The sequence below is a fragment of the Sphingobium sp. S6 genome (assembly GCF_905120495.1).
GTDB lineage: Bacteria > Pseudomonadota > Alphaproteobacteria > Sphingomonadales > Sphingomonadaceae > Sphingobium > Sphingobium agri.
This window is the reverse complement of the sequence record NZ_CAJHOG010000004.1, coordinates 244,032-256,659: the sequence shown is the minus strand read 5'-3', so window position 1 is coordinate 256,659 and position 12,628 is coordinate 244,032. Positions and strand designations below refer to the sequence as shown.

Below are 12,628 nucleotides of genomic sequence, written 5' to 3'. Positions count from 1 at the left end.
CGCCATCACCGCTGCGTTTCGGGCAGCGGCGTCCATTCCTTGTCAGCGGGCAGGGGCGCGAAAAAGCTGTCGATCACGGCGTCATCCACCTCTTGCGCCGTGGCCGGATCCCACTTGGGCGCATTGTCCTTGTCGACGATCACCGCGCGCACGCCCTCGATGAAGTCGGGGCGGCGGATAACCCGGCAGGCGATGCGATATTCATTGCGCATATTGTCGGCGAAATCGGTGAAGGCCGCGCCCTCGCGCAACTGGCGCAGGGCAACCTTGACGGTTTGCGGCGACTTGGTGGCGATCGTTGCCAGCTGCTGCTGCGCCCAGTCGGACCCATCGTCGCGCAGGGCGGCCATGATGTCTTCGATCCTGTCGGCGGCGAAGAGGCGGTCGATGTCGGCCCGTTGCTCCGTCAGCGAGGATGCGGGCGCGGTCTCGTTCGCTTGGTCGAGAATGGCGGCCAGATCATCCGGACGGTCGAGGATGGCTTCCTTGATCGCCTCCAACTTGTCTGAAGCGATATAATGGGTGGCGATTCCAATCGCGGCGCAGTCCGCTCCGTCGATCCGCGCGCCTGTGACGGCGAGCCATGTGCCGATCCGGCCGGGAAGGCGGGGGAGGAACCATCCGCCGCCCACGTCAGGGAAAAGGCCGATGCCGGTTTCGGGCATGGCGAAGGTCGTCCGCTCGGTCGCGACGCGATAGCGGCAGGGGAGCGACAGGCCGACGCCCCCACCCATCACGATGCCGTCGATGAAGGCGACGATCGGCTTTTCATAGGTGAACAGCAGATGGTTCATCCGGTATTCGTGACGGAAGAAATGCTCCGCTTCGACCCCGTCAGTCTTGGCGCTGCTGGCGATGAGGGCGATGTCGCCGCCCGCGCAGAAGCCGCGTCCTTCGGCATGGTCGATCATCACCGCCTTGATGGCCGGATCGCTGCGCCATTCGAGAAGCGCGACATTGATCGCATCGCACATCTCCAGCGTCAGCGCATGGAGGGCTCGGGGGCGATTGAGGCGGATGCGCCCGACGCCGTTGCTTGCCGATATCAGCAGTTGGTCGGTCATGGTCGGCCCCTTCACTGACGCAGCAGGTCGCGCGCGACGATCATGCGCATCACCTGGTTCGTACCTTCCAGGATCGAATGCACCCGCAGGTCGCGCCAAAAGCGTTCGACCGGATAGTCCATCAGATAGCCGTAGCCGCCATGCAGTTGCAGCGCCCGGTCGGCGATGGCTGACCCGGCGTCGGTGGCAAGGCGCTTGGCCATGGCCGCGAAGCGGGTCTTGTCGGGCGCGTTTTCCGTCACCTTGACCGCCGCCATGTAGAGCAGCGCGCGCGCGGCTTGAAGCTCCGTCTCCATGTCGGCCAGGGTGAATTGCGTGTTCTGGAAGTCGGCGATGGCCTGCCCGAACTGCTTGCGGTCCTTGGTGTAGGCGATGGCTTCGTCCAGGCAGCGCTGCGCCCCGCCCAGCGAGCAGGCGCCGATGTTGAGCCGCCCGCCATCAAGCCCCATCATCGCGATCCGGAAACCTTCCCCTTCGGCGCCGACGAGATTTTCAGCAGGCACGCGGACATTGTCGAAATTGACCTGCGCGGTAGGCTGCGAATGCCAGCCAAGCTTGCGCTCCTGCGCGCCGAAGCTGACGCCCGGCATGTCCTTTTCGATGACGAGGCAACTGATGCCCTTGGGCCCGTCCTCGCCCGTGCGGACCATGGTGACATAGATGTCGTTTTCACCGCCGCCGGAAATGAATTGCTTGGAACCGGTGACGAGATAGTCGCTGCCGTCCTTCACGGCGCGCGTCTTGAGCGCCGCCGCGTCCGAACCTGATCCCGCTTCGGTCAGGCAATAGCTGCCCATCCGATCCATCGGCACCATAGAGGGCAGATATTTGTCTTTGACCGGCTGCGCGCCGAAGCGGTCGATCATCCAGGCGGCCATGTTGTGGATCGATATGAACGCGCTGGTCGATGGACAGCCATAGGCCATGGCTTCCATGATGAGCGCGGATTCCAGCCGCCCAAGGCCAATGCCGCCGGATTCTTCCGACACATAGATGCCGCCGAAGCCAAGCTCTGCCGCCGCGCGGATCGTGTCGCGCGGGAAGATATGGCTTTCATCCCATTCAGCCGCATGGGGCGTGATCGCGTCGGCGGTGAAGCGCCGCGCCATGTCCTGAATCTGGCGTTGGTCGTCGGTGAGGTCGAACTGGGTCATCATGCATCCTGTGGAGTGATGGGAGAGCATGCGCTCTCCCCTCGCGGCTGTCACCCCATGGTGGGGATGACGAAGGCGCTGTCGCCGGACGCGCCGCCATCGGGCCAGCGCTGGGTGATGGTCTTCACCTTGGTCCAGAATTTGACGCCTTCCATGCCATGCTGGTTGGTGTCGCCAAAGGCCGACCGCTTCCAGCCGCCGAATGTGTGATAGGCGACCGGCACCGGGATCGGCACGTTGATGCCGACCATGCCGACATTCACCCGCGCGGCGAATTCGCGCGCGGCATGGCCGTTGCGGGTGAAGATGGCGACGCCATTGCCATATTGATGCTGGCTGGGCAGGGCGAGCGCGTCCTCGAAGCTTTCGGCGCGCACCATTTGCAGCACGGGGCCGAAGATTTCTTCTTGGTAGGTCCGCATCGTGGGCTTTACTTGGTCGAACAGCGTCGGGCCGACGAAGAAGCCCTGCTCATGCCCCTGCAGCGTGAAGCCACGGCCATCGACGACCAGTTCAGCCCCTTCATCGACGCCCATCTGGATATAGTTTTCGATCTTCGCCTTGTGCGCGGCGTTGATCACCGGACCATAATGGGCTTCGGGATCGGTCGAAACGCCGACGCGCAGCGCCTGGATCGCGGGGATCAGCTTTTCGCGCAGGGCAAGCGCGGTCTTTTCACCCACGGGCACGACGACGGGCAGCGCCATGCAGCGTTCGCCAGCCGAACCGAAGGCCGCACCGGACAGATCGTTGACGACCTGGTCGAGATCGGCGTCCGGCATGACGATGCCGTGGTTCTTCGCGCCGCCCATTGCCTGGACGCGCTTGCCGTTGTCGACACCGCGCTTGTAGACATAATGGGCGATGTCGGACGATCCGACAAAGCTGATCGCGCCGATATCCGGGTGGTCAAGGATGGCGTCCACCATCTCCTTGTCCCCCTGGATGACCTGGAAAATGCCCTCGGGCAGGCCAGCTTCCAGAAAGAGTTCGCCAAGGCGCACGGCGACGGATGGATCGCGCTCCGATGGCTTCAGGATGAAGGCGTTGCCGGTGGCGATCGCGACGCCGGACATCCACAGCGGGATCATCGCCGGGAAGTTGAAGGGCGTGATGCCCGCGCCGATGCCGATCGGCTGGCGCATGGAATAGACATCGATGCCGGGGCCCGCGCCCTGGGTATATTCGCCCTTCAGCGCATGGGGGATGCCGCAGCAAAATTCGATGACTTCCAGGCCGCGCTGAATGTCGCCCCTGGAATCGGCGATCACCTTGCCATGTTCGGACGAGAGCAGATGGGCGAGTTCGTCCATGTTCTTTTCGACCAGCGCCTTGAAGTTGAACATGACGCGGGCGCGCCGCTGCGGATTGACCGCTGCCCAGGCAGGCTGCGCCGCCTTCGCCGCTTCGACCGCCCGGTCGAGCAGCGCACGGTCGCCCAGGGCGACGCGGGCCTGAACCTGCCCGTCATTGGGATTGAACACATCACTGTAACGCGCAGCTTCGCCGTCATGGGCAAAGGCGAGCTTGTGGGAAATATCGCGCATGGCATCCTCTCGATGAGATTTGCCTTATCATGCCGAAAGGCGATAATGCATTCAATTCCCCTTTATTGCAGAGTTGATCTGCATTTTTGCATGGGTGCGGTTGATGTTCGATTGGGACGATTTGCGGATATTCCTGACGGTCGCGCGGTTGAAGCGAGTGGCTCCGGCGGCGCGGATGCTCGGCATTGATGCGACGACGATTTCCCGCCGATTGTCGCGCCTGTCACAGGCGCTCGATGCGCAATTGTTCGAGCAGACGGGGGCGGAAAGGGCGCTGACGGAGCATGGTGCGGCCTTGCTCCGCCATGCAGAAAGCATCGAGAGCGCGGCAATGTCGGCCATCGTCGATGTGAAGGGGGAACGGCACAGTCTGAACGGACAGGTGCGCTTGTCCGTGGCGGAAGGCTTTGGCCGATGGATATTGGCGCCTGCGATTCCCGGCTTTCATGCGCGTCATCCCGGCATCCGGCTGGACGTCATCACCGCTTCCGGTTTCCTTAATCCGTCAAAGCGGGAGGCGGACATGGCGGTGATGCTGGCGCGGCCGCAGCGCGGGCATCTGGCGGTGCGCAAGCTCGCTGATTACACGCTGCATCTCTATGCCTCGCCCGCCTATCTCGCGGCGCGCGGCGCTCCGGCAGCCCGGGAACAGCTGCATGAGCATATGCTGATCGGCTATGTCCCCGAGTTCCTCTATTCGCCGGAACTGGATTATCTGGACGAGGTGCAGGCGGGGTTGGAAGCCTCGCTAAGGTCCAGCAGCATCGGCATGCAGCGCCAGCTGATCCTGGATGGCGCGGGCATCGGCGTGCTGCCCGATTTCATCGTGGCCGATGATGAGACGCTGGTGCGCCTCTTCCCGGAGGAGGTGGAGATTGCACGCTCCTTCTGGCTGGTGACGCACCCGGAAATGGCGAAGCTCGCCCGCATCCTCGCCGTGTCCGACATGCTGCGGGAACGATCGGAAGCGCTGCTGGGCCGGGGCACTTCAGTCAGTTGAAGAACCCCGGCGGAGGCGGCGAGGTCAGGCGACCAGACGCGGTTCGACCGGGTCCTGCGGTACGCCCTTGGGCTTTCCGACATCATAGACGCGGGTCAGCAGGCCGATGAAATTGGTGTCATGCAGCGGATCGCTCGGCATCTCGAAGATTTCGCCGCGCGCCCGAAGGTCCTTCACGAAAATCTCGAACGCCATGTCTGTCGTGATGTCATCGCTATGGTCGCGCGAAATCCGCAGGTCGTTGAGGTCAGTGTAAACCTGGGCATTCCAGTGAAGGAGCAGGCGGAACTCCTGCTCCGGGATCTTCGCCACTACATCGTCGCCGGTCATGATCCGCCAGCCGCCAGCCACGTCAGGATCAGCCGACATGGTCGAATTGATCGCGAGGCCCGCCGGCTTGCGCTGATCCACCGGGCCACAGCCCTGCGCGGTGTGGAACATCATCTCATTTTCCACAACGACGCCGCGCCCCCACATCGGCGCTTCCAGGCAGGCAGGGTCATTTTGCGGCCCGTTCGGCCAATAGTGGAAGCCGCCGCCGATCGAACCCTGATAATACCAGGCGATGACCTGCGCCTTCTTCGCCTGCCAGCGTTTGAAGAGGCCGGACTTGGCCATGATGTTCAGCAACCAGATCGGGCAGTTGACTTCGTACAGGCCGCGAAACTGCGTGCCATCGACATGCGGCGAACCGCCCGCCGAGCTTGGACCCTGAATGTTGAACATCAGCTGGTCGCATTCGACATAGGGCGTGTTCCAATAGCTGCGCGCCATGTCCAGGAACTTCTTGTTGTAGAAGCAGTCGTCGAGTTCGGGAAAGCGATTGACGCCGTTGTCGGCGATGTAGCCGCGAAACACCGGGTTCATGAACATGTCCCAGGTCGGCGTGAACCCTTCCGGAATGGAGCCGGTGGAGGTCGCGATCACTTCTTCGGGCGAAGAGAAATATTGCGCGAGAATGAGGGACCAGGGGCCTTCGCGGCGAATGACATCCAAGACTCGCTGATGCTGGTCTTCGGTGTAGAGATCGTCGACGATCCTGGGCGGCGCGACGGGCAGGAAAGTGGAAGCGACATCGGCAGGCATATGCTCTCTCCAGCGATCGATTTCCCCACGTGAACGGCAGGGTCGAAGGTGGGAATATCCCATCGTCGCCCAGCCTGCAATAATTTCCGAAAATATGTTCGACTATTCGCCGCGTCGCGCCGCCACTCCGTCGAGCACCAGTGCCAATGTGGTGCGCCAGCGGGGGAGGGCAGTGTCGGCATAACGGTCAGGATGCGCGGCGATGACCGGCACATCTTCCGCCGAACGCTGATCGATCGAAGCGCGCACGGCGTCGCGATATTCCGCTTCGCCGCCTGCCACCGCGCGGGCGTAGGAAGAGAGGAACGCGCCGCCCAGCACGATCAGGTCGATGGAGCGTAACAGGTCGAGCGCTTCCGGCAGGTCGAACCCGCGCGCCAGCATGACTTGCAGCCATTGTTCCGAACTGTCGATTTCGACCGCAGGTCCCAGATTGCCGCTGACGAGGGTGGAGACAAGCTGCCCCTCCTCCACCAGCTTGTGGAGCGCTTGTGCATATTGGGTGGCATATTCGCGCCAGGATTGGCCTTCGTCCTCCGGGAAGGTGGCGGCCCCCGAAGCGCGCTGCGCCGCCAGCCGGACCAGTTCCTTCCGCCCGGTGACATAGGTGTAGAGCACCGCCGGGCGAACGCCGAGCCGATCGGCGAGCGCCGCGATCCTCAGGCCATCCAGCCCCATCTCGATCGCTGCGTCCAGGATCTGCGCCAAGGTCAATCGCCGCGGCCGTCCGACAGAGCGGGCAGCAGGTGGCGGCCCTTCCGCCTCGACAGGGGAAGATTCAAGATTTTCGCTGCTCATCGGCTGACCCATAACGATGGAAATATCAGGCGTCGATCCGATGCAATCGGTCAAGGAAGCTGGCGAAGGATGATCGATCCGGACGATTATGCGCGCTTCACGACATAAAATGGGGCTGATGACGCGCCAGAGCTTGCGGTAGGCATCGGCCGCCGAGAGCGGGCATGGTATAAGGCTGTTGGAGAGGCAGGGAGAAAATCCGGTGAGGACAAGCCTGGTCCATCTCATTGGAGTGGCGAGCCGGCATGCGCTGACGGAAAGCGGGCAGGATCTCGATGCGATCATGGCGACGATGGAGGGCGAGCCGACCTACCAATATTTCCCTGTCGGCCGACGCTTTACCGGTTTTGAAAAGACGCGCCGCCTCTACCGCCATTTCATCGATGACGTGCAGCCGCGTATCGCCAACTATCATGTCATCAGTGAGTCCGTTGGCCCGCAAGGCGTAGTGCAGGAATATGACATCCAGATCAGGTTAATCGGGGAAACAGAGCTCAGCTGGCATCGCATCATGGCGATCCTGGTCTTTGGAGAACAGGGGCTGACCGGAGAGCGGATGTATTCGGACGAAGAGCTGTTCCGGACGCTGACTGGCCCCATCTGGGATGAGATGGAGACGATCTCGCCCGATCCTCAACAGATATGAACGACGTATATCAGGACTTCCTCCAGACAGGCGACGACTTCAATGGCCTCCAATTCTTTGCAACATCTTCTTTCCCCCGGCCGGATCGGCGGCATGGAATTGCGCAACCGGATCGCCGTGACGGCCATGGGGGCGAGCCTTGCCGAAGCCGATGGCCACTGCGGCGAGCGGATCATTCGCTATCATGAGGAGCAGGCGAAGGGCGGCGTCGGGCTCATCATCACGGGCGTTGCCGGTGTGGCGTGGCCGGTCGGAGGCAATCAGGTCAACCAGATCGCGATTTCCGACGATCGCTTCCTGCCGGGCCTGAAGGCGCTTGCAGAGGCGGTCCACAAGCATGGCGCGAAGATCGCGCCGCAAATCCATCATGGCGGCCTTGTCGCGATGGAGGATATGCTGGGCGGCCGACCGGTCTGGTGCCCGTCGCTGCCCGAAGCACCCGAAGGCGACTTTACAGAGGCGTTCCTGCTCGAAGAACTCGCCGTCGCGCCGTTCAGCAAGATCCAGGCTGTCAGCTTCAAAGAAATGACGCTTGAGGACATCCGGACGGTCATCGGCCAGTTCGCCGCCGCCGCAGACCGGGCGAAGCGCGCCGGGTTCGATGGCGTGGAAATTCATGGTGGGCATGGATATCTTCTGTCATCCTTCATCTCGCCGAAATCGAACCGGCGGACGGATGCCTATGGCGGGCCGCTGGAGAACCGCGTCCGCATCCTGGTCGAAGTCATCCAGGCCGTTCGGCAGGCTGTAGGTCCTGACTTCCCCGTCTGGTGCAAGCTGGACTCTCGCGAAGTCGGGAAAAAAGGCGGCCTGACGATCGAAGACGCCGCGCAGGTCGCCCGCATGGCGGAAGCCGCAGGCGCCGACGCGATCACGGTGACGGCCTATCACGACACGGCGCAGGGAAAGCTGCACTCGGGATCGCACACGCCCCACGAACCCGCCGTGAACCTTCCCTATGCGGCGCAGATCAAGGCTGCGGTCTCCATTCCCGTCATCGCATCCGGCCGGATCGAGCCTGATGTCGGCGACAAGGCGATTGCCACCCGGCAGATCGACTTTGTTTCAATGGGCCGCAAGTTGCTGGCTGATCCGCACCTGCCGCGCAAGCTGACGGAAGGCCGGGCGGCAGATGTCTTGCCCTGCATCTATTGCTATACCTGCATCAGCGCCATCTATGTCTGCGATCCGCTGCGCTGCGCGGTCAATCCGGAAACGGGATTTGAATATCTGCGTTCGGAAGCGCCATCATCCGCGCCCAAACGGATAGTGGTCATTGGCGGCGGGCCGGGCGGCATGGAAGCCGCGCGCCGACTGGATGGCCTGGGGCATCAGGTCATCCTGCTCGAACAGGGTGAATATCTGGGCGGCACGTTGCGCTTCGCGGCCCTTGCCTATCCGGCGAATGAGCGGTTGCTTGACTGGCTGCAACGGCAGATCGCGTCTTCACAGGTCGATGTGCGGCTGCGCACCCCCGCGACGCCAGAGCTTCTGCGTACGCTTCAGCCTGACGCGGTCGTGGTCGCGACGGGCGCGGTGCGTGGGATGCCGGACATTCCGGGCAATGACCTGGCCCATGTGTTCTCGGGCGATGACATGCGCCGGATGGTGCTTGGTCAAAGTTCCGACGAACTCAAGCGCAAGACCGGGCTGCTGACGCGGGCCGCGACGAAGCTCGGCTCCATGACAGGCATGACCGCCAACCTCGATTTCGTGCGCAAGGCGACGCACCAATGGATGCCGCTGGGCAAGCGGGTCGTCATTATCGGTGGAGAACTGGTCGGCCTTGAACTGGCAGAGTTCCTGAATGAACGTGGCCGCGAGGTGATCGTGGTCGATGATGCCCCGCGCCTTGGCGCCGGTCTGACGATCGTCCGCCGGATGCGGTTGCTCGGGGAACTGAAGGAGCATGGCGTTGATCTCCATGCGGGGGCGAGCGCAATCCGGATCGAGCGGGACGCCATCCGCTTCATGGACAAGGATGGGGCGGAGCAGTCGGCTGCTGCCGATCATGTGATTGTCGCTAAGGGCGCAACCGGGGACCTGACGCTCGCCAACCAATTGGAGGAGCAAGGCTTCACCGTTCACGTCGTCGGCGATGCCAAGGGGGTTGGTTATATCGAAGGGGCGATGCGCGGCGCGGCGGAGGCGGTGGACGCAATAGCCGGGTGAACGCCCGGCCCATATTCACGCGGAACCAGCGGGGGAATGTGCGCTGCGGTCCGGAAATATCGATGATCGAGGCCATATGAACCGGACTGATACACGCCTTTCCTTTCAGGATGTGGAGCCTGCGGCGGCGGGCGGCGGCAACGGGACGCGGGGGAAGAGAGGCCGCCGTGGCTGGCGCCGCGCTGTCCTGATCGGTACTGGCGCCATTGCCGTCCTGGGCGGCGCATATTGGGCCTATAGCGAAAACCTGTTCCGGCCGACTCCCGCGATCGACTATAGCGGACCGACGGCGGGCTGGAGCTATTATGGCGGGGATGCGGGCGGGACGCGCTATTCGCCGCTGACCCAGATCACGCCTGAAAATGTCTGGGCGCTAAAGCCTGCATGGACCTATCATATCGGGATGGTGACGGCCCCTGAGCCGCTTTCCCCGACATTTCAGGCGACGCCGATCATCGCGGAAAACCGGCTTTATCTCTGCTCGGGCAACGGCCGCATCGCGGCGGTGGACCCGGAGACGGGCAAGGAAATCTGGGCCAAGCAGCCAAGCTCGGACAATTTCAGCACCTATCTGCTGAACTGCCGTGGCGTCACCTATGCCCGTGACGAAAGCGTGCCAGCCGGTGCGGAATGCGCGGGGCGGATCTTCGCCGGGACGCTGGACGGGCGGCTGGTGGCGCTCGATTCCGCCACGGGCCGCGAGTGCCGCTCCTTCGGCCGCAACGCCGTGGTCGATCTGAAACCGGGCCTTGGCAAGATGGAGCGGGGCGACCTGTCCATCTCTTCGCCGCCCGTCGTCATCGGCAATGCCATTGTTGTGAATGGCCGACTTACCGACAATATGCGGGTCGACATGCCCGCGGGTGCAATCCGTGCCTTCGACATCCATTCCGGCAAGCCCTTATGGTCATGGAACGGCCTGCCGCCGGGGATGAGCGATGCCAAGGATGCGCCCGAGGGTGAGCAGTTCGTCCGGCGCACGCCCAATAGCTGGGCACCGATGGCGGTCGATCCGAAGCTGAACCTCGTCTATGTGCCGATGGGCAACGCACCGCCCGACCATTATGCCGCCAACCGGCGTGGCCTGGACTATTATGCAAGTTCGGTCGTAGCGCTTGACGGAACGACCGGCGAAGTCAAATGGCGTTTCCAGACGGTCCATAACGATGTGTGGGACTATGATCTTCCCGCGCAGCCGGTGCTGTTCGACTTGCCCACGGGCAGGGGGTCCATCCCCGCGCTCGCGCAGACCACGAAGGTCGGGCATATCTTCATTCTCGACCGGCGCACCGGCAAGCCGATTTTCCCCGTCGTCGAACGGCCCGTCCCGCAAGAGGGCAAGGTGCCGGGCGAAAAGCTGTCGCCTACCCAGCCATTCCCCGCCAATCCCGCGTTCATCATTCGTGACCCGGACCTGCGCGAAGAGGATATGTGGGGCTTCACCCCCTATGACAAATATAAGTGCCGGGAACTGTTCCGATCGGTGAACTATAAGGGCGTCTTCACGCCTCCCTCGACAAGAGGGTGGCTGCAATGGCCAAGCTTCGAGGGCGCTTCCAACTGGGGTGGGGTAACCGTCGATCCGCAGCGCGGCATCCTGATCGCCAACACGACGCAGGTGGGCGCGATCATGAAGCTGATCCCGCAGGCAGAGGTCGCGTCCCGCACCGCCGCGGGCGAGCCCATCCTTCCCACCAAGGGCGCGCCCTATGGTCTGCAGATGAAGCCGATGCTGTCGCCATTCGGCGCGCCATGCAACCGTCCGCCCTGGGGCCGCCTGACCGCGATCGATTTGAAAGCAGGCAAGACGCTGTGGAATGTGCCGCTCGGCACCACGCGCGACCAGGCGCCGCCGCCCATGTGGCTGAAACTTGGCGTGCCGAATCTTGGCGGCAGTATCGCTACGGCTTCGGGGCTGGTGTTCCTTGGCGCGACTACGGACAATTATCTGCGGGCCTATGACATCGCTTCCGGCAAGGTCGTGTGGCGCGTTCGCCTTCCTGCCGGGGGACAGGCTACGCCCATGACCTACCGCCTGAAAGAGGATGGCCGCCAATATGTGGTGATCGCTGCGGGCGGGCACAAATTCCTTGGCACAAAGCTTGGGGATTCACTGGTCGCTTATGCCTTGCCCAAATGAGCTGTCCGGCGGCGGCTGATCAATCTTGTCGCCGCCGCCGCGTCTTTCCAATAAGAGAGGGGAAAGACTCAGCCCGCATATGGCGCGGCGGATGGAGAGCGCGGCAGTGCACGAATATGTCAGCTGGACGGAGGAACGGCTTGCGACATCGCGCCTTCCGGGTGTGCTCGTCCGGCTCAACCTTCCTCATGGCGGGCATCTGCCGCACCATTTGGCGGGACGCGTAGCAACTCATCAAGTGGGGCTTTGGACGTCCAGCATCCACCGGCCACGCGGGCGTTTCCGTTATGCCAACCAGCGCGATTATCATGAGATGAAGCAGGCCACGTTCGTCCCTGCCGAAATCGACTGGGTCGCCGAAGTCGAGGAGTCAGGTCCGCTGAAGCCTGCGATCTTTTGCGACTTTGAAAATGACTATATTCACGAGACGACCGGCATCGATCCACATCATTGCACTGAGCAGTTGATGGCGTGCGAAAATGGCGATGTGTCTCAACAGGCTTTGAGGTTGCTGGCGGATGAGCTTCGCGCGCCGGGCTTTTCCCATGCCGTGAAGGTGGACTCGCTGTGCCGGTTGATCCTGGTGGAACTGGCGCGGCAACTCGACGGCGTGGGCCCTAATGTAGTTGGAGGCGTGAAAGGCAAGCTTGCCGCATGGCAGCTTCGCCGTATTCGCGATCTTGTGGAGACCGTTGAGGGGCGTCCGTTGACCGTGTGTCGACTGGCCGAGGAATGCGGCATCAGCGCGTCCCATCTGCGCCGCCTGTTCAGGGCAACGATGGGGACGTCCGTCAGCACCTATGTCGAAGGCATTCGGCTGGAACGCGCAAAGGCGATGCTCGCCGACAGGACGCTGCCGCTGAAGGGGATCGCCCACCGTCTGGGCTTTGCCAACGCCAGCGCCTTTTCCGCCGCGTTCAGGCGCGAGGCGGGGACCAGCCCTAACAAATACCGGCAGCAGATTATCGCCTGACACTCCCGTGCCGACCGGGCTTGTGTGGTCTGCCTGAACGCCGGGCGA

General features: G+C 62.9%; 10 protein-coding genes. 5 read left to right on the top strand and 5 right to left on the bottom strand.

Translation table 11 applies throughout. The annotated features are described in order from the left end of the window. Positions 1-5: 5 nt before the first annotated feature. The 3 genes from SPHS8_RS14470 to SPHS8_RS14460 are packed head-to-tail and all read right to left on the bottom strand — an operon-like array spanning position 6 to position 3,765. Entirely contained in the window at positions 6-1,064 is a 1,059-nt protein-coding gene (locus SPHS8_RS14470) for an enoyl-CoA hydratase/isomerase family protein (RefSeq protein WP_201516127.1), read from the bottom strand. Between the two features lie 11 nt (positions 1,065-1,075). Next, complete coding sequence (locus SPHS8_RS14465; RefSeq protein WP_097093619.1) at positions 1,076-2,221, bottom strand: acyl-CoA dehydrogenase family protein; 1,146 nt, start codon at positions 2,219-2,221, stop codon at positions 1,076-1,078. A 47-nt stretch (positions 2,222-2,268) separates the two neighbouring features. Continuing rightward, entirely contained in the window at positions 2,269-3,765 is a 1,497-nt protein-coding gene (locus SPHS8_RS14460; RefSeq protein WP_201516126.1) for a CoA-acylating methylmalonate-semialdehyde dehydrogenase, read from the bottom strand. A gap of 103 nt (positions 3,766-3,868) precedes the next feature. Here SPHS8_RS14460 and SPHS8_RS14455 point away from each other — a divergent pair, with 103 nt between their 5' ends. Beyond that, the gene (locus SPHS8_RS14455) at positions 3,869-4,765 is read left to right on the top strand and encodes a LysR family transcriptional regulator (RefSeq protein ID WP_201516125.1); all 897 of its coding nucleotides are present in this window, start codon (positions 3,869-3,871) and stop codon (positions 4,763-4,765) included. 24 nt (positions 4,766-4,789) lie between these two features. On the opposite strand, the gene SPHS8_RS14450 is transcribed toward SPHS8_RS14455, so the two are convergent. Next, entirely contained in the window at positions 4,790-5,851 is a 1,062-nt protein-coding gene (locus tag SPHS8_RS14450; RefSeq protein ID WP_201516124.1) for a hypothetical protein, read from the bottom strand. 102 nt (positions 5,852-5,953) lie between these two features. Beyond that, complete coding sequence (locus tag SPHS8_RS14445) at positions 5,954-6,649, bottom strand: TetR/AcrR family transcriptional regulator C-terminal domain-containing protein (protein WP_141397898.1); 696 nt, start codon at positions 6,647-6,649, stop codon at positions 5,954-5,956. A gap of 202 nt (positions 6,650-6,851) precedes the next feature. Between SPHS8_RS14445 and SPHS8_RS14440 the strand changes: the two genes are divergently transcribed. The 4 genes from SPHS8_RS14440 (at position 6,852) to SPHS8_RS14425 (ending at position 12,580) form a co-directional block, all read left to right on the top strand. Beyond that, positions 6,852-7,295, top strand: coding sequence for a hypothetical protein (locus SPHS8_RS14440; protein WP_201516123.1), 444 nt, complete (start codon positions 6,852-6,854; stop codon positions 7,293-7,295). A gap of 42 nt (positions 7,296-7,337) precedes the next feature. Next, positions 7,338-9,467 carry an oxidoreductase gene (locus tag SPHS8_RS14435; RefSeq protein WP_201516122.1) on the top strand — a complete coding sequence of 710 codons (2,130 nt, stop codon included), beginning with the start codon at positions 7,338-7,340 and terminating at the stop codon, positions 9,465-9,467. A 76-nt stretch (positions 9,468-9,543) separates the two neighbouring features. Beyond that, entirely contained in the window at positions 9,544-11,607 is a 2,064-nt protein-coding gene (locus SPHS8_RS14430; protein ID WP_201516121.1) for a pyrroloquinoline quinone-dependent dehydrogenase, read from the top strand. A 79-nt stretch (positions 11,608-11,686) separates the two neighbouring features. Continuing rightward, entirely contained in the window at positions 11,687-12,580 is an 894-nt protein-coding gene (locus SPHS8_RS14425) for a helix-turn-helix transcriptional regulator (protein ID WP_236575174.1), read from the top strand. Positions 12,581-12,628 lie beyond the last annotated feature (48 nt).